Source organism: Pseudomonas sp. MN1F, from assembly GCF_009391885.1.
Classification (GTDB): Bacteria; Pseudomonadota; Gammaproteobacteria; order Pseudomonadales; family Pseudomonadaceae; genus Aquipseudomonas.
Genome location: NZ_VZII01000047.1, coordinates 131,692 through 155,115, shown reverse-complemented (window position 1 = coordinate 155,115; position 23,424 = coordinate 131,692). Strand labels below are relative to the sequence as shown.

Here is a 23,424-nt window from a genome sequence, read left to right as displayed (position 1 = left end):
ATTCGCTTTTTCATATCAGTTGCGCGGCATCGAGCCGGGCCAACAGTACCTGGCCACGCTGCCACACCGCATCGCGACGGCTGGCCGACATCTGATCGAGGCTACGATAGACCAGTGCCAGGCGCGGATTGGCCGAGAGCAGAGGCCGATGACGAATGAGGAAATGCCAGTAAAGGGCATTGAACGGGCAGGCATCTTCCTCGATCACCTGGTCGACCCGGTAGCTGCACGCCTTGCAGTGATCGGACATGCGCTGGATGTAACGACCACTGGCGCAATAGGGCTTGGACCCCAGGTAGCCACCATCGGCATGCATTACCATGCCGAGCGTGTTGGGCAACTCCACCCAGTCGAAGGCATCCATGTAAACCGCCAGGTACCATTCACAAATCGCGCTAGGCACAATACCGGCCAGCAATGCGAAGTTGCCGGTCACCATCAGCCGCTGGATATGGTGAGCGTACCCCAATCGTAGGGTCTGCCCGATAGCTTGCTCCATGCAGCGCATGCGGGTGCGCCCGGTCCAGTAGAATGCCGGCAGCGCACGCTCGTTGCCCAGGTGGTTGAGCCCGGCATATTCCGGCATGCGCAGCCAATAGATGCCCCGCACATATTCGCGCCAGCCGATCAACTGGCGAATGAAACCTTCGGCTGCATTGAGCGGCACCCGCCCCTCGCGCCAGGCGTTGTCGACCTCTTGGCACAGGCCACGCAGATCCAGCAGCCCGATGTTGAGCGCCGCGCTGATGCGCGCATGGAACAGGTAGGGTTCGCCTTCGGCCATAGCGTCCTGGTAGTCACCAAAGGCCGCCAGCCCGAAGTCCAGAAAATGTTGCCAGAGCTGACGTGCCTCGGCATGGGTCACCGGGTAGTCGAAGCCGTCGATGGCTCCATAGTGGTCGCTGAAGCGCTGACGTACCAGGGCGACCACCGCTGCCGTGATCCCGTCCTGCGCGAAATGCGCAGCGAACGGCCCGCGCAGTTGGCGCGGTAACGGCTTGCGGTTGTCGCCATCAAAATTCCAGGCCCCACCTGCCGGGCTGCCATCGGCCTCCATCAGCAGGCCGGTTCGCTTGCGCATGCCACGGTAAAAGTGCTCCATACGCAGCTGGCGACGCCCGTCGGCCCAGCGCGCGAAGGCTTCGCGGGAGCATAGAAAACGCGTATCCCGATGCCACACAAGGGGCAAGCCGGCATCGCGCAAAGCCTGCTCCAGGCGCCACTCCCCGCACTCGGTCAGGTGAATGTGGGTGGCGCCCAAGGCGTGTTGCCAGCGCCGCAACTCGCCAACGATGCTACCGCTGTTGCCGTCAGCATCGAGCTCGACATAATGCACTTGCCAACCCCGCTCCCGCAGGGCCTGGGCAAAATGCCGCATGGCACTGAAGATAAGCACGATCTTCAGCGGATGATGCGGCACGTACCGGGCCTCACCCTCAACTTCCGCCATCAGGATCGCATCGCAGGCAGGGTCAAGCGTGGCCAGGCTTGCCAGGTCGAACGACAGCTGGTCACCCAGCACCAGGCCCAGACGCATCGCTCAGGCTACCACTGGCTGGCGAGCGATATTGGCAGGCGCAGCGGCGCAATCGGGCCGTCACGTTGCCCGCACATCTCATCATGCACCACCTGTTGTACCAGCATGCACGGCACGGGGGGCAGGCCGCCGAGCAAATGCCTCAGCTCAGTAGTGGAGCGCACGCGAACGGGCTGCCCGAGGGCATCGCTCAAGGTCACGGGGCCTACGTCAGTCAAGGCGCGCAGGAGGTAGAAGCCCCCTTCCAGCGACAGCAGTTCAAGTTCCTTTGCCTCGCCGGTCGAAACCAGTTGAGTGAGCGCGATCAAGTTCATGGTGTGCCCTCCGGCAGACGGCGGAAGAACAGGGTGATCTGCCCTATCTCCACGCCCAGTTTGCTCATGCTCGAGCGGTTGATCAGGGTGTCGTCATCCATGAGGTACATCCAGTCGTCCAGGTCTACTTGCCAGTGCTTTCCGTCAACCGGCAGGTCCAGCTGGTAACGCCATCGCAGCGCGTTGCCCGCCACTTCGCCTCGCGCCTCACCGATCACGTCCCCCGCCGTTCCGCGCCAGCGGCCGGGGCCGTCAGGCACCAGCGTCCAGGTACGTTGCTGGCGTGTGCCATCGCTATAGACAAACTGCTCGTCGAGAATCAGACGCTCACCTTCGCGGTGGCTGTCGATGCGCACGTGGAAGCGCTTGACCACCTCCCCGGAACGCTTCTGGAACATGCCCCAGGCCTGCACCGGTCGCGAGAAGAACGCAGCCAGGTCCAGTTTGGGTTGCTGCTGGGCATACTGCTCGACACCGACATTGCCACAGCTGCCCAGCAGCACACAGAAAGCCAGCAACAGCGCCTTGTACATGTTCATGGCCCTCGGTCGTTGCCAGTCAGCCCAAGCAGGCGCTGGCGCAGTTGGGTATCCCTGGCGCGTGGGTCAAGCCAGATGGCGAAGAACTGGCGGGCAAAGACCGGGTCGGCAATTTCGCGGCTGAGCGTGCCGTCGACGTAGAAGCGACAGCCCTGCCCCGGCAGGTACAGGCCAGTAATGCGCGTACCGGCATGCACGTCGACGAATGCCTGCTCAATCGCATGGGTCCACGCGGCACGTTGCTGCGGCGTCATGCTGCCCGCGTCGAGGCGGCGCATTTCCTGGAGGCTGGCCTGCACCAAGGTGTCCCTGGACAGCGAGCGGTGGTAGAGCAGCTCAAGGGCGAAAGGCTGGTTCCAGTCATGAACAGGGCCTACTGCCCACAATTGAGCTGTGTAAAGACGCAGGCCAAACCAGGTGAACTCACCGGCACCCAGCCGTTTTGCCGCCGGCAGCTCCGCCCGCCAGTCCGCCGCCGCAGACAGGGCGACCAGTAGCAGGCAAAGCGCGGTCCAACGAGCAGGGTGCGCCATACTGACCTCGAACACGCGGAAATACTGTACAACACTAGTACAATGTACAGATATTTTACTTATCTTGTATAGATTTTAACCTCGAAGGAATGATCATGCTGTACGTAGTCATGCTCGGTGGCCGCCATCCACGCGCCAGTATCGAAGTGCACGATGTGGTATTCGCCCAAGCCGAGTCACTTGAGCAGGCGTACCCGCAATTGCGCCAGGCGTGGTTCGGTAGCCTTACGGGCCTGCATGTCGACTCGTGGATGGAGGTCAACGGTATTGACCGCTACCGTGTCGAATTCAGTGATGTGGCGCCAGGCCCAGGTGACCCACGTCTGTTCTTCATCAACCTGGGTGGCTACGAGGAAGGGGTATTTGGCGAGGCCCACCGCTACCTGCTGCTGGTGGCCAGGGATAAGGCCCAGGCCAGGCAACAGGGTAAACAACGCCTGCAGGCAAGCTGGCTCAAGCCGCATACCGATGCGGTGCTGGATGTCGACGACTGCTTGGCGATTGACTGGGTGAATGGCCGCTACGTGCATTTGACGGAAGGCGCCCATGACGGCTTGCGGCAGTACAGCGACTATATTCTCCTCTGATGACGGCGCCGCATGAGTGTCGCCGCCAGCCTGGACTGGGGATGCGCCACTGGGCCGAAAGATCATTAACGTTCTTCATCGCGTTGGGCTTACTGCCAAGCACGGCGCATAATGATGTCGTCGTAACAACAGGAGACAGGTCATGGTCAATGTCGCGTTGTTCGTTCGACTGCAAGCAAAACCCGGAAAAGAGAAAGAGGTAGAGCGCTTTCTCTTGGACGGCCTGCCAATAGTGGAGGAAGAGCCAGCCACCACGGCCTGGTTCGCAATCCGCCTGGGGCCTTCCACCTTTGGCATCTTTGACGCCTTCCCGGATGAAGCAGGCCGGCAGGCTCATCTTTCGGGCAAAGTCGCAGCGGCACTTATGGCGAAGGCTGCCGAGCTGTTTGCCGAACCGCCGTCAATTGAGAAGGTTGATGTCCTTGCGGCCAAGTTACCTGGCTAAGCATGCCCGACAAAGCGCTCCACAGCAGAGCCCCCTGCACCTCAACCCGCCAGCGCCGCTAGCCTCGATCGATTCATTGCCATCGTTCTTCTTGGCTCAGAAATTGGCGCCCACGCTGAACGCGACATAATCGCGGTCACCGCGGGTGCCGTAATCGCCGTCGATAAAATCGGTATAGGCCAGGCTCGCCCAGTACTGGCTGGCCAGGCTGAGGTCCACACCCAGGCTGATCGAACGCGAGCCTTCGTTGAAGGCCGAGCCGTCTGCAGGCGAATAACCCTTGACGTCATGGGCCCAAGCCAGGTTTGGACGGATGTCGAGGCCCGGTACAAGGGTCGGGTAGCTCCAGGTGGCGCGCAGCCGGTAGCCCCAGGAAAAGGGCGTGACGAAGCCTTCGCCGTTGCAGTCGCCCGGGCTTCTCGAGATCGCCAGGCACAGGCTGTTGTCAGCCAGTTCACCGTTGCCGTAGGCACCGGAGCGCCCGTAGCGCGGGCCGAAGCGCCCCTCCAGCCCGCCGACATAGGTGGCCCCCACCTCGCCCATCAGCACCAGCTGGTTGGCGCCCATGACCTGGCTGAACGCTTGCACGGCTGACACCTGGGCCTGGGTCACCTCCTTGCGCCGGTAACCGTCGAACGGCGTGTTGTCGGTTGCCGGGCGCAGGCCATCGGCGTTCAGCGGGCTGCGACCGGGCGCGTTGAGCAACGATTGCAAGATGTCGTTGCCGTTGAGTTGCACCGGCATGTTCGGGCGGTAACTCAGCTCACCTTGCACAGCGGTACCGTTGCGCAAGGTGGTGGCGAAGGTGACGCCATACAGGCGGATGTCTTCAGGGTATTGCGCTCGATACTGCGATGTCCCCATGCGCAGGGCACCGGCAAGGGTCTGCCCATTACTGGAGGCCAGAAAGGCGCCGCAGTTGGCCAGCGCCACGCCGACATTGCCGCACAGTTGCCTGGCGAAGCCCGCGTTGGCGTAGTAGCGGCTGCTGACCGTACCCAGGTAGGGAGAGCGGCTGTGGTAATTGGCGGCGAACAAGCCGAACTCGGTATCCAGCGGTTCGACGTACCAATGCAGCGAAAAGCCCCATTGGCCGCTGTTGCGCGCATCCTGGTCGGCCCCCCGGGGCACTCGCACGCCCTCCTCCGCCAGCATCACACCGAAGGGGGCCAGGGCCTGCGAAACCGCCGGGTTGGTCACCATCTGCCCGCCAACATCCAGGCCCGTGCAGCCTTCGGGCATGAAGTCGTTGCCGGAAAAGAACGTCGCGCAGTTCTCCAGCCGAGCCTGCTCCCAATCCAGCTGGTAGAAGGCGTCGACAGACAGCGCCGGGTTGAGGTTCTGGGTGACATACACCAGGTTGACCGGCGCCAGGGCGTCTTTGACCTCCGAACCTGGCCGGCGCAGCGCGGCTTGGTTGAAGGGGTTGATCACGTTCAGCCCGCCCTGGATGAACAGGCTTTCGCCCCAGTTGACCACCTGCTTGCCCACGCGCAGCGAACCGGGTTCACCGTCGATGTCATAGAGGGCATAGGCAAAAGCATCGAGCAGCTCCGCGCCAGCCGTTTTCGCCGATACCAGGCGGTTGCGGTCGTCGATATCGACCGCCCGCTGGCTGTGGTCACGCTGTGCGGTGTCGTACCAGTAGCTGCCGCGCAGCAACACACCGACGTTGTCGAGTTGCAGATCCAGGTCGTGGGTACCTTTGAAGACTGCCGTAAACACATCGCCTGCGCGGTAGTTGCGCCGGCCGTCGTTGCCGTTGGCATTCTGCAACTGCTGTTTGTCGGGGTTGGCAGTGCTCACGGCAGTACCGAACGAAAGGGCCGAGTCGAAGCGCCCCTGCAAGGGTCCGGCCTCGAACTGCACACCGGCAACCGGTGTGGCAAGCAGGCAGCACAGCGCCGCCAACGGCGCGCGGCGCCGGCAGAAAATAAGGGTTGCGCTCACTCTTAACCTCTTGTTGTTTTATTAGAGAGGGAAATGATGGGTTCAGCGCGCAAGCGCCGGCCGCCCAGGCCGGCGGTGTCGGTGATGAGGAGTATCAGGTAGCGGTTACGGCCCTCACAAATAGCGTCTTCAGATCAACGCCATGCCGATTCGTTATGGCGCGGTAAGGGGCAGTCAAACCGACAGCAGCTGTTCGTAGGCACTGCGCAACTTGACGGGAATGGCGACCGGGCGATTACTGCTGCGGTCGACGAATACGTGATTGAAACGGCCGGCCGCGCAGGCTTGAGGTTCGCCCTCGACGAACACGGCCAGGGCGTATTGCACCGAACTGTTGCCCAGCCGCTCCACGGCAATGCCCACTTCGATGCGTTGCGGGAAGGCGACGGCGGCGAAATAGTCGCAGGCGGACCCCGCCACGTATGCCACCACCGGGTCGCGGTGGATGTCCAGGCCGGCATGCTCGATCAACCAGGTATTCACGGCGCTGTCGAAAAACCCGTAATAGACAACGTTGTTCACATGCCCATACAAGTCGTTGTCGTGCCAGCGCGTGGTGATCGGCTGGAAGTGGCGGTAGGCGCCGCGCAGCGGGCGCTCCCTGGCCATCTCAGAACGCCGCCTGGTAGAGGGCCAGGGCATCGGCGAGGGTAACCTTGCGGGGGTTGTTGACCAGCAAGCGTTGCTGTTGCAGGGCGTCCTCGGCCAACAGCGGCAGGCTGTGGCGCGGCACACCGACATCACGCAGCCGGCTGGGCAGGCCACAGCGTGGTGCCAGTTGCTCCAGCTCATCGATGAACTGGCTGCACAGCTGGTGCGGATCGCCAGGCACCAGCCGCTCGCCCAGCAGTGCTGGCGCCAGCGCCGCATAATCGGCGAAGGCCTCAGGCCGGTTGAAGCGCATCACATGGGGTAGCACCAGGGCGTTGGCCAGCCCGTGCGGTACGTGGTAACGCGCCCCCAGCGGGTAGGCCAGCGCGTGCACCGCCGCCACCGGCGCATTGGCGAAAGCCTGCCCGGCCAGGCAGGCCCCCAGCAGCATGGCCTGGCGCGCCGCCAGGTTGCCACCGTTGTGCACCGCCTGGTCAAGGTTGCCGGCCAGCAGCGCCAAGGCTTCGCGGGCCAACAGGCTGGACAGTGGGTTGCGTTTGAACTTGCTGGTGGTGGCCTCGATGGCATGGACCATGGCATCGATACCGGTGGCGGCCGTTATCGCGGGCGGCAGGCCCAAGGTTCGCTCGGCGTCGAGCAGTGCCAGGTCAGGCAACAGCAGCGGTGAAATCACCGCCATCTTGGCCGCCTCGCCGGTGGTGATCACGGCGACGGGGGTGACCTCCGAACCGGTCCCGGCGGTAGTCGGCACCTGGATCAGCGGCAAGCGCTGGCCCCTCGCCTGGTCGATGCCGTAGACCGCCTCCAGGGGCTGGTCACAGGCAGGGTGTGCCAGCAGCGCCACCAGCTTGGCGACGTCCATCGAGCTGCCGCCACCGAAGCCGACGATCAACTCGGCGCCTATGTGGCGCGCCCGTCCGACCGCCGCGAGCACACAGGCGTGGCTGGGGTCGGCGCTGACCTCGCTGAAAATCGCCGCGCTCAGGTGCACCTGGGAAAAGCCAGGCAACACATCGTCGAGCATGCCCAGGTTGACGATGCCCGGGTCGGTTACGATCAGCACGCGGCGCACGCCGCGTTGCTGGCAAAGCTGGGCCAGGCGGCCAGCGGCGCCGGTTTCGCACAGCAGCTGGGGGGTGGTGGCAAAACTGAAGGGCTGCATGTTCATGTTCCTCTTGTTCTTGTGGGTGAACGACGGGGCAAGCTCAGAAAGCGAAGTGCGCTTCATCGAGACTCATCAGGCACTGGGCGCCGCCGCGCAACGCCTCGCAGTGGGCACTGGCACGCGGCAGCACTCGCCGCCAGTAGAACGCGGCGGCGTGCAACTTGGCCTGGTAGAAGGCGCTGTCCTGGCTGCCTGCAGCCAATGCCGCACTGGCCGTTTCGGCAGCCCGCAGCCACAGGGCGGCCAGCAGCACGTAGCCTGAGTAAGCGAGAAAATCCACCGACACTGCGCCGATCTCCTGCGGGTCGCAGCGGCAGGCGTCAATGACCTCGGCGCTCAGGTTTCGCCACTCCTGCAGCCGCTGGACAACCGCCTGGGCCATCCCGGCCAACGCCTCGGCGCGGCAGTTGCGTGCCGCATCGAGCAACTCATCGATCAGCAGGCGCAACTGCTCGCCGCCGTCGCCAAGCAGCTTGCGGCGGATCAGGTCCAGTGCCTGAATACCGTTGGTGCCCTCGTACAGCTGGGTGATCCGGCTGTCGCGCATCAGTTGTTCCATGCCCCACTCGCGGATGTAGCCATGCCCGCCGTAGAGCTGTACACCGAGGCTGGCAGCCTCCTGACCGACATCGGTGAGAAACGCCTTGACGATGGGAATCAGCACAGCCGCCCGGCGCCCGGCAGACGACCGCACCTCAGGCTGCGCAGCGCCGTGCTCCAGGTCCAGTGCCTGGGCAGCCAGGGCCGCAAGCATCCGGCAGCCCTCGCTGAGGGTTTTCTGGGTCAGCAACATACGCCGCACATCCGGGTGGCAGATGATCGGGTCGGCATTGCGCTCGGGCGCTACCGGCCCGGCCAGGCTACGTGACTGCAAGCGTTCGCGCGCATAGGCCAGCCCCCCCTGAAAGGCCGCCTCGGCAATGCCCAGCCCCTGCAAGCCAACCTGAAAGCGCGCATCGTTCATCATGGTGAACATGCAGGCCAGGCCTTGGTTGGCGTCCCCCACCAGCCAACCGCGAGCGCCATCGAAGTTCAGCACGCAGGTCGCCGCCCCCTTGATGCCCATCTTGTGCTCCAGCGCGCCGCATTCGACCGCATTGCGCGCACCCAGGCCACCGTTACCGGTGCATTCGAACTTGGGCACCAGGAACAGGCTGATGCCACGCACCCCGGCCGGCGCATCCGGCAGGCGCGCCAGCACCAGATGGACAATGTTGTCGGTCAGGTCCTGGTCGCCGCCGCTGATGAAGATCTTGCTGCCGCTGATGCGGTAGCAGTCGCCGTGCGGTTCGGCGCGGGTGCGCAGCAGCGCAAGGTCGGTGCCGGCCTGTGGCTCGGTCAGGCACATGGTGCCGGCCCATTCGCCGCTGACCAGCTTGCCCAGGTAGTCGCGCTTGAGCGCCGCGCTGCCATGACGATGCAAGGCCAGCACGGCGCCTTCGGTCAGGCCGGAATAGATGCGAAACGACAGCGACGCGCCCATCAGCATTTCGTGGAAGCACGCCGCGACCATTTGCGGCAGCCCCTGGCCATCGTGGTCCAATGGGCCGGTCATGCCACCCCAGCCCTGCTCCACGTATTGGCGGTAGGCCTGAGGGAAGCCATCGGGCGTGCGCACGCCACCTTGCTCCAGGCGGCAGCCCTGTTCATCGCCCTGGCGATTGAGCGGCGCAACCACCTCGCCAGTAAAACGTGCACCTTGCTCAAGGATGCCATCGATGGTTTCGCGGTCCAGCTCATTGCCCAGACGAGCACAATGCGCCGTTACATCGAACACTTCGTGCAGCACGAAATGCATGTCACGCAGGGGGGCTCGGTAGTTCATGCGCGGCCCTCACGGACATCCGCCAGCTGTTTGCCGGCGGCCACCAGACGCACCAGCAGCCCGGCTGGCCGCCAATGCTCGCCGAACAGGCCCTGCAGGCGTTCGAGCCGCGCCAGCAGCAGGCTCAACCCCTGCTGGTCGGCCCAGCGCATCGGCCCGCCAACCGCTGCCGGGAAGCCATAGCCATGCAGGTAGACCCGGTCGATGTCGGCGCTGCAGCTGGCTACGGACGCCTCGAGAATCCTCGCCCCCTCGTTGACCAAGGCCAGCAGGCAGCGCTCGCGGATTTCCTCGTCGTCGATGTCGCGCCGGCGCACGCCCAGGTCCTGAGCGACCTTGAGCACCAGCGCATCGACCTCGGGGTCATGCTCGGCTTCGCGGCTGCCAGGGGCATAACGGTAGTAACCCTGGCCGCTCTTCTGCCCGAAACGCCCCTGCGCGCACAGAGCATTGTCGACCTGGGCCAGCGGTGCTTCCATGCCCTTGCTGGCCAACTGGCGCGCACGCCACTCCAGGTCGATGCCGACCACGTCATACATGCGAAACGGGCCCATGGCCATGCCGAATGCCTGCAGCGCCTCGTCCACCTGCCGTGGCGTTGCGCCTTCGAGCAGCAGCTTGCGCGCCTCGGCCACATAGGTGGCGAGCATGCGGTTGCCGATGAAGCCCGGGCAGTTGCCGGCCACCACCACTTCCTTGCCCATGCGCTGGCCGAGGGTCTGGGCCGCATCAAGCACGGCAGGCGAGGTACGCTCCCCGCGCACGACCTCCAACAGCTTCATCACATGGGCCGGGCTGAAGAAATGCAGTCCCAGCACCTGTTCTGGCCGACGAGTCAGGGCGGCGATGGCATCGATGTCCAGGGCCGAGGTGTTGCTGGCAAGGATGGCTTCGGCCTTGAGGGTGCGATCCAGCGTGCGGAAGATCTGCTGCTTGAGCGCCAGGTTCTCATAAACCGCTTCGATCACCAGGTCTACTTCTGCGAGGTCGGCAAAGGCCTTTACCTGGCGCACCCGGGCCAGGCAGGCATCGGCCTCGGCCTGGTCGATACGCCCCTTGGCCACCTGCTGTGCCCAGGTCTGCGCGAGCAGCGCCAGGCCGGCTTCGGTGGCGCTGGGGTCGTTATCCAGCCACAGCACCGCAAGGCCGGCTCGGGCCAGGCTGATGACGATGCCGCGGCCCATGGTGCCGGCGCCGATCACCGCCGCCTGCTGAAGGTTGTAGGGAGTACTCACGGGTGACGCTCCTGATCGATGTTGGGAAGGCATTGCCCCCACCCTAGTCAGGCGCCTACTATTTTTGAAATTCTCATTTTCCATCCCATGTATTTTTCGCATGAATATAGCCAACTTCGATCTCAACCTGCTGCGCGTGCTGGACATGCTGCTGCGTGAACAGAACGTCTCGCGTGCTGCCGAGCGCCTGGCCCTGACCCAGCCAACCGTGAGCAATGCCCTGGCGCGCCTGCGCGACCTGCTGGGCGACCCACTGCTGGTGCGCGTGGGCCGGCGCATGCGCCCCACCCCGCGCGCCCTGGCCCTTGAAGGCCCGATCCGCGCGGCCCTGCAACAGATCGAGCAGACCCTCGGCGGCGGCGACCGCTTCGATCCGCAGCTCAGCCACCGGCAGCTGCGTATCGCCCTCACCGACTTCGCCGAACAGCTGTGCATGCCCGGTTTGCTGGCCACCTTGCAAACCCAGGCGCCCCATTTGCGCGTGGACGTGCAGCACCTGACACCCAACCTGCCGGCCGAAGCCCTGGACCGTGGCGAGCTCGACCTGGTGCTGGGGCGCTTCGACGAAGTGCCCGCGCGCTACGAGCGGCGCCACTGGCGCAGCGAAACCCTGCACGTGGCCGTACGCCAAGGGCACCCCGACGTGGCGGGCACGCTCGACCTGCAGGCCTTTCTCGCCCTGCGCCACCTGTGGGTGCACGGTGGCCAGACCCGGGGCATGGTCGATCAATGGCTGGGCGAACAAGGCCTGGCCCGGCGCATCGCCTACACCACGCCCAATTACCTGCAGGCTGCGCACCTGGCGGCAAGCTCCGACCTTTGCGTGGTGCTGCCCACTGCCCTGGCGCGCCATTTCGCCCGGCTGCTGCCACTGCAGGTGTTCGACCTGCCGTTCGCCCTGGAGCCGTTCCGGCTGGAGCTGGTGTACCTTGCCCATCGCCAGCACGACCCGGCACTGGCCTGGCTGGTGGCGCGGATCATGGACGTTGGCGGCGGCTGAGCCATCGCATTGCAGCATGGCCAGCCATGCAAGAGTGGTATTGGTTCGCCGGCAAGCTCTGTCCTTAGAGTGTTCGCCCTAAGAACAACAAGGACCTTTCCATGCGCCTACGAACACTGCCTTACCTGCTGGCCCTGGCGTTGCCCTTCCCGGCGCTGGCCGAAGCGCCGGCCAAGGACGCCACCGAGCTCACCCGCCAGAGCAATCAGCAATGGTTACAGCGCCTGCCCTTCGCCGACCGCAGCGACTTCGACAATGCCCGCCGGGGCCTGCTGGAAGCCGTCGACCACGCCGTCGTCAATGCCGATGGCAAGACCGTCTGGGACCTGCAGCGCTATGCCTTCCTCAGCGGCGAGGCGCCGGCCACGGTCAACCCGAGCCTGTGGCGTATCGCCCAGCTCAATAGCATTGCCGGCCTGTTCAAGGTCACCGACGGCATCTACCAGGTTCGCGGCCTGGACCTGGCCAACATGACCCTGATCGAAGGCGAGCATGGCCTGATCGTGATGGACCCGCTGCTGTCGGTGGAAACCGCCAGGGCCGGGTTGGCGATGTACTTCCGCCATCGCCCGCAACGGCCGGTGGTAGCGGTGATCTATACCCACCCGCACGTCGATCACTTCGGTGGCGTGCGCGGGGTGATCGACGAAGCCGAGGTCAAGGCCGGCAAGGTCCAGGTCATTGCCCCGCAGGGGTTCTTCGAGCATGCCGTCAGCGAGAACGTGCTGGCCGGCCCTGCCATGAAGCGCCGCGCCCAGTACATGTATGGCGCACCGCTGCCACGCGGGCCCCGCGGCCAGGTGGATGCCGGGCTGGGCAAGGGTGTGCCGGCCAATGCGACGGTCAGCCTGATTGCCCCGACCCGGTTGATCGAACAACCCTTCGAGACCCTGCGCATCGACGGCGTCGATATCGAATTCCAGCTCACCCCCGGAACCGAAGCCCCCGCCGAGATGAACCTGTGGCTGCCCCGGTTCAAGGCCCTGTGCATGGCCGAGAACGCCTCCCACGTGCAGCACAACGTGCTGACCCTGCGCGGCGCCCAGGTGCGCGATGCCAAGGTGTGGGCGCACTACCTGGACCAGTCGCTGTTGCGTTATGGCGAGCAGGCCGAAGTGGTGTTTGCCCAGCACCACTGGCCAACCTGGGGCGGCGCGGCGATCCGCGAGTACCTGGCCGATCAGCGCGACATGTACGCGTTCATCGACAGCCAGACCCTGCGCCTGATCAACCGCGGCCTGGGCCCCACCGAGATTGCCGCAGAGCTGACCACCCTGCCGCCACGGCTGGCCAGCAAATGGTACAGCCGCGACTACTATGGCTCGCTCAGCCACAATGTGCGGGCGGTGTATCAGCGCTACATGGGCTTCTACGACGGCAACCCGGCGACCCTCAACCCGCTGCCGCCGAGCGACGCGGGGGCGCACTATGTCAAGGCCCTGGGCGGTGCCGAGCGGGTGCTGACCCTGGCCCGCGAGGCCTATGGCACTGGCGATTACCGCTGGGTCGCGGAGCTCACCCGCCACCTGGTGTTCGCCCAGCCCGACAACAGCGCGGCGCGCGAGCTGCAGGCCGATGCCCTGGAGCAACTGGGCTACCAGAGCGAGAATGCCACCTGGCGCAACGCCTACCTGACCGGCGCGCAGGAGCTGCGCAACGGTGTCGCGCCAGCCGCCAGCAAGGGCGGCAGTGCGGATGACCTGGTGCGCGCCCTGACCCCAACGCTGTTCTTCGACTACCTGGGGGTACGCGTGGATGCCGACAAAGCCGCCGCGCAGGATCTGACCATCAACTGGCACTTCACCGACCTGAACGAAGACTACGCCTTGACCCTGCGCAACGGTGTGCTTACCCACCGCGACCTGACGCGCCATGGGCAGGCCGATGTCGAGGTCAGCATGAGCAAGGCCACCCTGGACCGCATCGCGCTCAAGCAGACCGGTTTTCTCAAGGAAGCGACCGTGGGCGATATCGACATCAGTGGCGAGCGCATCCAGTTCATGCGCTTCATGGCGGGGCTGGACGAAGCGGACGGGCGCTTCAATATCGTGACGCCCTGATCCAGGCCAGCCCCACCCTCACCGCCGCGTCGTCAGCGCAGCCCTTGGCTGCGCAGCGCGCCGGGGGAGAAATAGGACGCGCTGGTGCGCACATCGAAGGTGTACGGCCTTGGCTGTTCGTTGGTCAGGCCCGACAGCTGATAACGGCCACTGCGCAAGTCGTAGATCGCCTCCATGGCATTGACCAGCGCCTGCCCCGCGACGTGGTAGTAACTGTGGGCCTGGGCCGTGCGCCACAGTTGCCCCTGCCGGTCAAAGAAGTCCGCCTCGACGATGGCCCAGCTGTCCTCGTCCAGGTAATAGCGGCGGCTGGCATAGATATGCCTGGCCCCAGGCTTGAGCGTACCCACCACTTCCCACACCCGGTGCAACTCATAGCGCGTCGGCTGCGGATTGACATGCCCCGGGCCGATCAACGCGGCATAACCGAGCAGCGGTGATGCCAGGCGATAGCTGTTGTACGGCACGTGCAGGGCCTTCTTGCCCACCAGGGTCCACTCATAGAGGTCCGGGGCACCATTGAACATGTCGCGGCTGTCGGCAGTACGCAGGCCGGCCGTGCCCGGGGTGATGCTGTCATAGGCCAACGCCGGGGCGCGCCGCACCCGCCGCTGGCTGCTGCTGTACAGCCACAACAGGCGTGGCTGCGCCACCTGATCGAGGGTTTCGTGCAGCACCACGGCATCACCCGCCAGGCGCGACGGCGCGGTCATGCGGTAGCTCAGGTAATACAGCACATTGCTCGCATGGCCATCGTGCAGCACGTCGGGGCGGGCAAATGTCTGCTGCAGGCTCATCGTGACGTAACGCCCATCGCCACGCGGGGTAATGCTGTCCGAGGCCAGGCTGAAGCTGCCATTGCGCGGACGGGTAAGGTGATTCCACAGCACCTGCAAGCCATTCTGCGGCCGTGGAAAGGCCAGCACGCCGGAAAAGCCCTGCACACCATTGCCATCATTGACCAGCCGGGCACTGACAGCATTGTGCCGGGCCCACTCATCCACCTGGGGCGGCACCGCGACACTGCGGTGCGATGGGTACACCGGCAGGCGAAACGACTGCGGGTAGCGCTTGAGCAAGGCCACCTGCCCCGCCGTGAGCTGCTCGCGGTACTGGGTGTAATTGTCGGCGGTGATGACATACAGCGGCTGCTCATCGGCGTACGGGTCCAGGGGTGTGCCGTTGACCGCCAGCGACACCTGCCCCGCCTGCAGACCGCCGCTCCAGGCCGGAATGCGGCCGTCGCTGCTGGGCCCGCGTTCGGCGCCCACCGGCGTCAGGCCAGCAAGCATCGGCGTGGCCCCCACGTGCAGGGCCAGCAGGCTGGCATTGATGAGCAGGATGCTGCGCAGCAGGTCGGCAGGTTTCATCGGGTTTGGCCTCTTGTTGTTGTGATGTCGCGGCCGGGCTTGCCTTGGCCCGCCCTTTCGGGGTGATACTAGGAGCCGCGCTTCGAACCCCACAAATAACGTGTTCGGATACGTGCCATATCAGTTCGGCATACCCTTGGAACCGCTGCAATGACCCTGAAACAGCTCCGCTACCTGATCGCCATCGTCGAGGCTGGCAGCTTCTCTTCGGCTTCGCGCCGCGCCTACATTGCCCAGCCGGCGCTGAGCCGGCAGATCAGCCTGCTTGAAAGTGAACTGGAAATGCAGCTGCTCGACCGCCAGCACGACGGCATTGCCCTGACCGATGCCGGGCGCCAGCTCTACGAAGTCGCCCGCCAGGTGGTGCAGAAGCTCGACTCGGTGAAGGACGAGCTGAAATCCAGCCGCGGCGACCCCAAGGGCCATGTGGCCATCTCCATCCCGGCCACCGCCGCCGACCTGCTGCTGCCGGAAATCGTCAGGCGCGCCGAACAGCGCTTCCCCGGGGTGATCCTGACGGTGTGGGACGGCCTCAGCCGCGAAGGGGGCCAGGCCATCGAACTGGGCAAGGTGGACTTCGGCGTGGTGCCCAATGCCGAGGAGCTCGACCATGTCGAGGCCGAGCCGATCTTCACCGAGGCGCTGTACTGGGTGGGTGCATCAGCTCCGGACGCCCCCGACACCATCACCCTGGCCGAAGCCACCGCCACCCGGCTGGTGCTGCCGCCGCGGGCACTGCACTTGCGGCGGCGCATCGAGCAAGCCGCCATGCAAGCTGGCGTGCCACTGAGCGCAGCCTACGAACAGCAATCGGCGCCCGGTATCGCCAGCCTGGTGCGCGCCGGCCTGGCGGCGACCATCAGCAACTGGCCGCCGCTGAGCGAACTGCTCGAACCCACGGCAGCACGGCGTATCGTCGAGCCGCGTATCAGCCGCACCATCGCGTTGGCGCACTCACGGCACAAGCCGTTGTCGTTCGCCGCCGGTTGCCTGCGCGACCTGGTGCGCGGGGTGCTCATCGACGTGGTCAACAGTGGCCGCTGGCGTGGCGAGCTGATCGGCAAAGAGGCGGAGCCGCTGGAGTCCGTACTGGGTGTTCAGCTGGCGGTCTGAGCACGCGCCTGGCGGCCAACTGCAACCGCCCCACGCAAGCGCTGCAGCGTGCGTTGCGGGTTCAAGGTAGCCAGGCCGACCAGCCCGGCCACGACCAACACCGCGCCGCATACCGCAAACCCCTGGGCATAACCCACCGGGTGTTCAGCCCCGGCACCTTGCACCAGCAAGCCGGTCACCACCGGCGCGGCCAACCCGGCCAGTGAAGCGATGCCGTTGCCCATGGCAAGAATGCCGCCGCGCTGGGCCGCCGGGGTGAACTCGGCGAGCATCGCCGGGCCAACCGAATACATGACCAAGGCCAGCCCACCACTGAAGGTCAGCGCGGCCACCCGCAGGGCGGTACTCAGCCCGGGCAGTATCAGCGACGCCGACAGCAGCCCGCCCAGTATCAGGCACACCGAAACGAACACGCCGCGTGCCACCCGTGAAGGGTGGCCACGACGCATGAGGCGCTGGGACAACCAGGCCAGCAGCAAGCTCAGCGGCGTGGTCACGACCACGAACATGACGAAGATGCGCCCGGTCTGCAGCGGGTCGATGCCCAGGCCCACCTGCAGGTAACTGGGCACCCAGGTCAGGGTCAAGGCCAACGACCAGTTGGCGGCGAAGTGGCACAGGTAGTTGCCCAGCACACTGGGGTCACTCAACAGCCTGCGGTAGGGGACTGTTGCGTCATCGGTCTTGTGCTGGCTGGCGCGCAGGCGCTCGAGGGTACCCTCCTGTCCGAGCCGCCACCACAACAGGCACCAGACCAGGCCGATCAGCGCCAGGATGATGAAGTTGCTACGCCAGCCGTAATGCAGGCTGACCCAGGGGATCATCGCCCCGGCCACCAGCAGCCCCATGGCACTGCCGGCATGCAACAGGGCCACCGGCAAATTGCGCCGGTCGTTGGGGAACCACTTGTAGAGCGCATGGGTGGCAACCGGCGAGGCCGGCCCCTCGCCGATGCCCAGCAGTACCCGGCAGGCGACGATGGCCCACAGCGAGGTGGCAAACAGCATCGGTAGCTGGATCAGCGCCCAGAACAGGCCCATGCCCAGCAGCAAGGTGCGGCTGGGGCGGCGGTTGGCCATGAAGCCACCGATCACGGCGGAGACGGCGAAAAACCAGTGCAGCGCGCCGCCGATCAGGCCGAACTCGGTGGCCGTGAGGCCCAGCTCGGCACTCATCGGCACCGCCACCAGGCCGATCACCACTTTATCGAGAAAATTGACCAGCATCAGCAGCGCCAGCAGCGCGGCCACCAGCCAGGCAGTCCGGGGGTTGGGCAGGGAGGAATCCGCAGTCATGGCGAGTACTCTTGTTATTGTTTTGGGTAGTGCCAAAAGGCCGCTGCAACAGCGGCCTGTCGGTCAGGCAGGCATCAGCACGCCTTTGGCGATGGTGTTGCGCTGGATCTCGCTGGTGCCGGTGAGGATACGCATCATCCGTGTGGCGCGGAAAATCCATTCCACAGGGTGACCCTGCATCAACCCGGCGCCGCCATGCACCTGTACTGCCTTGTCGGCGATACGGAAGGCGGCCTCGGAGACGAACAGCTTGCACATCGGCGCCTGGGTGCGGATATCGCCGCCGGCGTCGTTCACCTGCGCCGTGGCGTACACCATGCTGCGCGCAGCGTGCAGTTCGGTGGCCATGTCGGCGATCATGTGGTTGACCGCCTGGAACATGGCGATCGGTTGACCAAACTGCTTGCGGCTGCGCGCATGATCGATCGACAGGTTCAGCGCCAGGCCGGCCATGCCCAGCAATGTCGGGCAATGCAGCAGGCGGTTGAGGGTAATGCGCCCCATCGCCAGTTTGAACCCCTGCCCTTCTTCACCGATCAGGTTGGCCACTGGCACCCGCACCTGATCGAGCACGATGTCAGCATGGGCCCCACCACCGGACATCACCGCATAATCGCTTTCGATTCGCACACCGGGGGCCTTGAGGTCGACGAAGAACGCTGAAATCCCCTGGGCGCCCTGCCCCGGCCCGGTCACTGCCAGCAACACCGCCAGGTCGGCGTAGGTGGCGCCGGAGATGTAACGCTTGCTGCCGCTCAGTACATAGTGGTCACCGTCGCGGCGGGCCTGCGTGCCGATGGCCGTCGCATCCGAGCCGGCCTCGGCTTCGGTCAGCGCAAAGCACACGGCTTTTTCGGCCCGACACACCGGTTTCAGAAAGGTCTCGACCTGATAGGGGCTGGCCACCTTGAACAGATGGCCGACCCGCGGCGGCCCCGACAGCTCGCCCAGCACATGTGGCGCGAGCATGGAGCCGGTCAGCACCGTTGCCTCCTTCACTGCGCACAGGTCGGCCACATTGAGGCCGGCCCCGCCCATGCTCTCGGGCAGCATGACGGTGTACAGGCCTTGCTCGCTGGAGCGCTTCCACACCTCTTGCAGCACCGCCTGCGGGTGCGGGCGCGCCCAGTCCAGCTGCTCCTGGCGTTCCAGCGGGCGAACCTGGTCGCGGACGAAACCCTCGATCGCTTCGATGATCTGCGCAGCCTTTGCACTTGGTTGATACATGAGTAATGCTCCCTGGTCAGATACGACGTTCGCTGTTTTGCCAATAGGCGTCCCGCACCAGGCGGCGCACCACCTTGCCATTGGGGTTCTTCGGCAGTTCGCTGACAAAGTCGACGCCGCGTGGCTTCTTGAAACCGGCCAGCGCGCGCGCGCACCGCTCGATGAGTTCAGCGGCCTCCAGCTGCGCGCCTGGCTTGAGCACCACCACCGCACGCACCGCTTCGCCCCACTGCGCGTCGGGCACGCCGACCACCGCCACCTCGAACACTTCGGGGAAGCCATGGATCACCTGCTCGACTTCGCTGGGGTACACGTTGAAGCCACCGGAAATGATCATTTCCTTCTTGCGGTCGACGATGAACACGTAGCCCTGGGCATCGACCGTGGCCAGGTCACCCGTGAGGTAGTAGCCGTCACGCATGACTTCGGCGGTGAGCTCCGGTGCGCGCCAGTAGCCCTGCATGACATCCGGCCCCTTGACCACGATTTCGCCGACCTCGCCGGGCGCCACATCCTCGAACGCCTCGTTGACCACCCGCAGGTCGGTTTCGAAATAGCAGCGCCCGCAGGAGGCCAGGCGCTGATAGTCGCCGTCTTCCACCAGGTGGTCCTGCTCGGTCAGCACCGTCACCAGCGAGCACGTTTCACCCGCGCCATAACCTTGCGCGAGAATCGGCCCGAACAGTTCGATGGCTTTTTTCACCAGCGACGGCGCCATCGGTGCGGCGCCGTACATCACCAGTTTCAGGCTGGACAGATCGAAGCGTTCGACGCCGGGATAATTGACCAGCCGGTTGATCATCGCCGGCACCAGGAACAGCCGCGTGACCCGTTCACGCTGGATGGTCTCGAGCAACAGGCGGTCGTCGTAACGGTCCAGCAGCAGGTTGCAGGCGCCCACCGCCAGCAGCGGCATGATCTGCATGCCGCTGGCATGGGTGATCGGCCCGACGTGGGCCATGACGTCGCCCGGCCCGGAACGCCGCGTGGGGCTGGCAATGCTTTTTCGCACCAAGGCCTTGCGGTTGCCGAACGACAGCATGGCAGCCTTCAGCACGCCCGAGCTGCCGGAGGTGTAGTGCAGCACGGCCAGTGCGTCGTCGGCCGGGTCCAGCTGCAGCGGTGCTTCGCTGCCGCGCTCGAGCACCGCGCCATAGCTCAGGTCGCCTCCCTCGCCGTCCAGCACGATCAGCTGGCGCAGCAGCGGCAATTGCCCACGCCGCGTGGCCAGGGCCTGGGCAAAGCTGGCGTCGGTGATCACGGCGACGCTGCAGGAGTCTTCCAGCACCCGAACCACTTCATCCACTGACAGCCGCGCATTGATCGGCACCTTGACCATCGCCGCCTTGTACAGCGCGACTTCCGCTTCAACCAGCTCCACGCGGTTGCTGGCAAGGATCGCCACGTGCTCGCCTGCGGCCACGCCCAACGTCCCCAGCCCTGAGGCCAGGCGGTTGCTGCGGCGTTCCAGCTGGGCGTAGGTCACACGGTTGTGGCTGTCGGCCACGGCGATGTGGTCCGGCCAGTAGTGGGCACTACGGGTGATGATCGTTCCAAGGTTCACGTTGTTGTTCTCGTCGACAGGAAGACTTCGACGATGCTAAACAGCCGTGCGCGGGCAGGCCTAATACAGGATTCAGATGCCGGCCATACCGTTATTAGCTGGCGTGATGCAGCCAGCTGTCAACCGAGGTGAACGGTCCTAGTTCGTGGGCACGAGGATCACGAAGTTCTTTTTCATGTCTTCCAGCACGGTCCATTTGCCCTGGGCGCCCGGTTCGATGATGAACGTGTCGCCAGCGGCCAGTGTGACGGGGGCGCAACCCTCAAGCTCGATGACGCAGCAGCCACTGAGGACATGGCAAAACTCCCAGACTTTGTAGTCGATGCGCCACGCTCCGGTAGTGGCTTCCCATTCGCCGGAAATGCGACCTTGCTGTTCATCGTGATAGTACTTGGACGTCAGCGTATGGGGGCTGCCTTCCACGACCTCTGCAAAAAAAGGAAGGTCGCGCACCGGTTGGATATCCAGTTCGCGGAACACGGTGAGTTTCTGGTTCATGGTTTTTTCTCGAGCACGTGGTGGTTAGGGCGGTACATCAAATAGGCGTCACCGGTGACGCCCAGCATGGGGTGCGCAACGATCTGGCAGGTTTTCACAATCTGAAAACCGTGACGCTCGTAGAAGCGGCGTGCACCGTGGTTTTCTGCATAATCGATCAGGCACAGCCCATTCAGGCCAGCGTCCTCGGCGCGCTGCTGGGCATGGCGAAGAAACTGGGCGCCCAGCCCCTGGCTGCGCCAGCCCTCATCCAGGGCCAGGCTGGATATGTACAAGGTGTCGGGTATTTCCATGTCGGAATAAGGCGCAAGGACCGGGTCTGTCTCGACAGGCCGGCCAGGCGCCTCGCGCAAGGCATAGCTGTGCATCATGCCGATCACGCGCCCTTCGGACGTGGCCATCAGGCAGTTCTTATAGGAGAAGTCGCCCTGCTCCCTGGCATAGCGAGACGCACCGACACTCAGCAATGCTTCTCCAGGTGCGGCAAGCTTGCTCCATATGTAATCGGCCATGCCCTCCGATGTCAGTTGAAAGAAGCGCGCAATATCGTGCGCGTCCGAGGCTTGGGCAGGTCTGAAGTCGATGGGCATGAACAGTGCTTCCATGTAATCGGGTGGCTGGTTTCAAGGATTACGCCTTTGACAGGCAGGCAGGGTAGCCAGGTTGAACGGTTCCCATCATGCTCGGGGCGAACACTGTCAGCACAGCGTGCGACGCCGGGGCTCAGTTCAAAGGGCCGCAAGTGGGTGATTGCCGTGCCAGAAAGCCGGTTCTCAATGGCTGCCAGGCAAACATACGGGCCAATATGCCAGGCGGCTGCGCACCGAATACCACGGTACCTTCAATGCGCAGAGAGGGGATCACCCGCCCTGCCCAGCCTGATACAGCGTTTTCGCTGCGCTGAAGCGCCTCGCTGAACGCGTCGCTGTGCATGAACGCCTTCAGCTCGCCGAAAGACACCGTCTCCTGGCTCAGCAGCCGTTGCAGAACGGCCTCGTCACCGATGTCCTGACCTTCGCAATACAGCGCCTCGAACACGCGTTGCACGAACGCCTGGGCAGGCCTGGCGCTATGCTGCAACCACAGCACAGTGGCAAGGGCGGGACGGGTGTCTGGGACGCTTCGGATTTCACTGAACGCAGGCTCGACGCCCAGTTTTTGCATCTGCGCTGCCACGAGCGATTGATGAACCACTGCGTGAGTCCCGAAGCGCAGCGCCAGGAATTCGGTGTAGGCCGTTCCTGTGGCTGCTTGCCCCTGTGCAGAACGACAAGGCTGGAACGTGACATTGAAGTCCTTTCCTGCCATGGCCATCGCTATCGCCAGGCGGCGCAACGCGACCCATCCCCAGGGATCGAGGAAGTCAAACGCCAATATCGGTGGAGTGTGCATTTCAGGCCCCTTGAGGTTTCGTTCCTCCAAGGGTAGGGAGTTGCCCACGCCGACAGAAGTGCCATGCCACGCAAGGGAGCGTTGCGTCAGTGGCTATGCAATGTTCAGCAGCTCTTTCATGAATTGCGCGAAGACCCGAATGCGCGTCGACTCGCGATTGATCGGCAGGTAGATGATGTTGATCGAGGCATTCACCGAGGTCGGGTTTACCTCGTATTGCGGCAGCAAGCGGGTGAGCCGCCCCTGCTGCACATCCTGCGCAACCAACCAGTCAGCCAACAGTGCTATGCCCTGTCCCGCGACCGCCGCATGCCTGAGGATGTCGGCGTTGTTGCTTTGCATCCGGCCCTTTACCGCAACGGGCACAGTCTCGTCTTCGACCTCAAAATGCCAGTCCCTCATGGGGCCACCATAATCGAAGCGCATGCACGAATGTTTGGAGAGCTCGCTGGGGTGCCCTGGCGCGCCATGTTGCTCCAGGTAGGCAGGGCTTGCCACCAGCCAACGCTGAAAATGACCGATAGAGGTGCAGATAACCTCTTCGCTGGAGACCGTTGACCCCAAGCGGATGCTCAGATCGATGCGATCCTTGTAGAGATCGACCATTTCATCGCTCAGGTTCAAGCTCACTTCCAGCTCCGGATGGGCTGCCAGGAACCGCCCAAGGTGAGGCGAAATCAAGCGCCGACCGAACTCGACAGGTGCGCTGACCCGCAGCTTGCCTTTCGCTTCGCTGCCCCTGTCGGTGACCATGCTGTCTGCCTTGGCAAGCGCATCAAGGATGGCGACGGCATGGTCGTAATAGGCTTGGCCGAGGTCGGTCCGGCTGTGCTGGCGCGTGCTGCGCGTGATGAGCGTGGTGCCAAGCTCGGATTCAAGCGCGGCGACCTGCCGCGCTACAGACGAAGTGGCCACGCCAAGCTTTCGCGCTGCCGCGGAGTATCCTGCGCAACGAACGGTCTCTACAAACATGCTCAAGGCGAGAAACTTATCCATGTATTCGACTCAGCTGGTAATCGGCAATGGCGACCCTTGCCGCCACCCATCGAGGTGCCAGTCTGGATCATAGTCTCCTGCAAGGCCTCAAGATATGACAGGTGTGCTGTCGATCACGCACCGGTTGCAAATTGCGCAAACCGGCAGCGTTGCGTGACAAGCAAAGC

The 23,424-nt window shown here is 64.4% G+C and carries 22 protein-coding genes; 5 read left to right on the top strand and 17 right to left on the bottom strand.

Annotated features, from left to right (window positions below; all coding sequences use genetic code 11):
* Window positions 1–10 precede the first annotated feature (10 nt).
* From F6X59_RS22990 to F6X59_RS22975, 4 genes are read right to left on the bottom strand one after another with little or no spacing between them, the layout of a single operon-like run.
* Entirely contained in the window at window positions 11–1,537 is a 1,527-nt protein-coding gene (locus tag F6X59_RS22990; RefSeq protein ID WP_152958278.1) for a cryptochrome/photolyase family protein, read from the bottom strand.
* Between the two features lie 8 nt (window positions 1,538–1,545).
* Complete coding sequence (locus tag F6X59_RS22985; RefSeq protein ID WP_152958277.1) at window positions 1,546–1,851, bottom strand: DUF6482 family protein; 306 nt, start codon at window positions 1,849–1,851, stop codon at window positions 1,546–1,548.
* Window positions 1,848–2,384 carry a DUF3833 domain-containing protein gene (locus F6X59_RS22980; RefSeq protein WP_152958296.1) on the bottom strand — a complete coding sequence of 179 codons (537 nt, stop codon included), beginning with the start codon at window positions 2,382–2,384 and terminating at the stop codon, window positions 1,848–1,850. The genes F6X59_RS22985 and F6X59_RS22980 overlap by 4 nt, the downstream gene beginning before the upstream one ends.
* Window positions 2,385–2,386: 2 nt before the next feature.
* The gene (locus F6X59_RS22975; RefSeq protein ID WP_152958276.1) at window positions 2,387–2,923 is read right to left on the bottom strand and encodes a chalcone isomerase family protein; all 537 of its coding nucleotides are present in this window, start codon (window positions 2,921–2,923) and stop codon (window positions 2,387–2,389) included.
* 95 nt (window positions 2,924–3,018) lie between these two features.
* On the opposite strand from F6X59_RS22975, the gene F6X59_RS22970 reads away from it, so the two are divergent.
* Both F6X59_RS22970 and F6X59_RS22965 read left to right on the top strand, forming a co-directional pair.
* The gene (locus F6X59_RS22970; RefSeq protein ID WP_152958275.1) at window positions 3,019–3,510 is read left to right on the top strand and encodes a DUF1543 domain-containing protein; all 492 of its coding nucleotides are present in this window, start codon (window positions 3,019–3,021) and stop codon (window positions 3,508–3,510) included.
* Window positions 3,511–3,652: 142 nt separating this feature from the next.
* Window positions 3,653–3,955: a putative quinol monooxygenase gene (locus F6X59_RS22965; RefSeq protein WP_152958274.1), complete on the top strand. Its 303-nt coding sequence runs from the start codon at window positions 3,653–3,655 to the stop codon at window positions 3,953–3,955.
* 96 nt (window positions 3,956–4,051) lie between these two features.
* Here F6X59_RS22965 and F6X59_RS22960 read toward each other — a convergent pair whose 3' ends face one another.
* The 5 genes from F6X59_RS22960 to F6X59_RS22940 all read right to left on the bottom strand — a co-directional run bounded on the left by F6X59_RS22960 (window position 4,052) and on the right by F6X59_RS22940 (window position 10,775).
* Window positions 4,052–5,905 carry a DUF1302 domain-containing protein gene (locus tag F6X59_RS22960; protein ID WP_372240497.1) on the bottom strand — a complete coding sequence of 618 codons (1,854 nt, stop codon included), beginning with the start codon at window positions 5,903–5,905 and terminating at the stop codon, window positions 4,052–4,054.
* A 174-nt stretch (window positions 5,906–6,079) separates the two neighbouring features.
* The gene (locus tag F6X59_RS22955; protein ID WP_152958273.1) at window positions 6,080–6,514 is read right to left on the bottom strand and encodes a thioesterase family protein; all 435 of its coding nucleotides are present in this window, start codon (window positions 6,512–6,514) and stop codon (window positions 6,080–6,082) included.
* A 1-nt stretch (window position 6,515) separates the two neighbouring features.
* On the bottom strand, window positions 6,516–7,679 hold the full coding sequence (locus tag F6X59_RS22950; protein WP_152958272.1) for an iron-containing alcohol dehydrogenase: 1,164 nt from the start codon (window positions 7,677–7,679) through the stop codon (window positions 6,516–6,518).
* Window positions 7,680–7,722: 43 nt separating this feature from the next.
* Window positions 7,723–9,507, bottom strand: coding sequence for an acyl-CoA dehydrogenase C-terminal domain-containing protein (locus F6X59_RS22945; RefSeq protein WP_152958271.1), 1,785 nt, complete (start codon window positions 9,505–9,507; stop codon window positions 7,723–7,725).
* On the bottom strand, window positions 9,504–10,775 hold the full coding sequence (locus F6X59_RS22940) for a 3-hydroxyacyl-CoA dehydrogenase (RefSeq protein ID WP_152958270.1): 1,272 nt from the start codon (window positions 10,773–10,775) through the stop codon (window positions 9,504–9,506). Before F6X59_RS22940 ends, F6X59_RS22945 begins: the two co-directional genes overlap by 4 nt.
* A gap of 67 nt (window positions 10,776–10,842) precedes the next feature.
* On the opposite strand from F6X59_RS22940, the gene F6X59_RS22935 reads away from it, so the two are divergent.
* The gene (locus F6X59_RS22935; RefSeq protein WP_152958269.1) at window positions 10,843–11,742 is read left to right on the top strand and encodes a LysR family transcriptional regulator; all 900 of its coding nucleotides are present in this window, start codon (window positions 10,843–10,845) and stop codon (window positions 11,740–11,742) included.
* A 101-nt stretch (window positions 11,743–11,843) separates the two neighbouring features.
* Window positions 11,844–13,802: an alkyl/aryl-sulfatase gene (locus F6X59_RS22930; RefSeq protein ID WP_152958268.1), complete on the top strand. Its 1,959-nt coding sequence runs from the start codon at window positions 11,844–11,846 to the stop codon at window positions 13,800–13,802.
* A 32-nt stretch (window positions 13,803–13,834) separates the two neighbouring features.
* Here F6X59_RS22930 and F6X59_RS22925 read toward each other — a convergent pair whose 3' ends face one another.
* On the bottom strand, window positions 13,835–15,172 hold the full coding sequence (locus F6X59_RS22925) for a DUF1329 domain-containing protein (RefSeq protein WP_152958267.1): 1,338 nt from the start codon (window positions 15,170–15,172) through the stop codon (window positions 13,835–13,837).
* A 150-nt stretch (window positions 15,173–15,322) separates the two neighbouring features.
* On the opposite strand from F6X59_RS22925, the gene F6X59_RS22920 reads away from it, so the two are divergent.
* Window positions 15,323–16,285, top strand: a complete 963-nt coding sequence (locus tag F6X59_RS22920; RefSeq protein WP_152958266.1) for a LysR family transcriptional regulator — start codon at window positions 15,323–15,325, stop codon at window positions 16,283–16,285.
* Here the strand turns inward: F6X59_RS22920 and F6X59_RS22915 are convergent.
* From F6X59_RS22915 to F6X59_RS22885, 7 genes are all read right to left on the bottom strand, one after another.
* The gene (locus tag F6X59_RS22915) at window positions 16,270–17,580 is read right to left on the bottom strand and encodes an MFS transporter (protein WP_152958265.1); all 1,311 of its coding nucleotides are present in this window, start codon (window positions 17,578–17,580) and stop codon (window positions 16,270–16,272) included. The two genes, F6X59_RS22920 and F6X59_RS22915, sit on opposite strands and share 16 nt — an antisense overlap.
* A 63-nt stretch (window positions 17,581–17,643) precedes the next feature.
* The gene (locus tag F6X59_RS22910; RefSeq protein ID WP_152958264.1) at window positions 17,644–18,807 is read right to left on the bottom strand and encodes an acyl-CoA dehydrogenase family protein; all 1,164 of its coding nucleotides are present in this window, start codon (window positions 18,805–18,807) and stop codon (window positions 17,644–17,646) included.
* Between the two features lie 16 nt (window positions 18,808–18,823).
* The gene (locus tag F6X59_RS22905; RefSeq protein ID WP_372240496.1) at window positions 18,824–20,371 is read right to left on the bottom strand and encodes an AMP-binding protein; all 1,548 of its coding nucleotides are present in this window, start codon (window positions 20,369–20,371) and stop codon (window positions 18,824–18,826) included.
* A gap of 138 nt (window positions 20,372–20,509) precedes the next feature.
* Window positions 20,510–20,869 (bottom strand): cupin domain-containing protein, encoded by a 360-nt coding sequence (locus F6X59_RS22900; RefSeq protein WP_152958263.1) that lies wholly within the window; start codon window positions 20,867–20,869, stop codon window positions 20,510–20,512.
* On the bottom strand, window positions 20,866–21,459 hold the full coding sequence (locus tag F6X59_RS22895) for a GNAT family N-acetyltransferase (protein ID WP_178120126.1): 594 nt from the start codon (window positions 21,457–21,459) through the stop codon (window positions 20,866–20,868). The genes F6X59_RS22900 and F6X59_RS22895 overlap by 4 nt, the downstream gene beginning before the upstream one ends.
* A gap of 133 nt (window positions 21,460–21,592) precedes the next feature.
* Window positions 21,593–22,261: a DsbA family protein gene (locus tag F6X59_RS22890; protein WP_152958261.1), complete on the bottom strand. Its 669-nt coding sequence runs from the start codon at window positions 22,259–22,261 to the stop codon at window positions 21,593–21,595.
* A gap of 93 nt (window positions 22,262–22,354) precedes the next feature.
* The gene (locus F6X59_RS22885; RefSeq protein ID WP_152958260.1) at window positions 22,355–23,257 is read right to left on the bottom strand and encodes a LysR family transcriptional regulator; all 903 of its coding nucleotides are present in this window, start codon (window positions 23,255–23,257) and stop codon (window positions 22,355–22,357) included.
* Window positions 23,258–23,424: the final 167 nt, after the last annotated feature.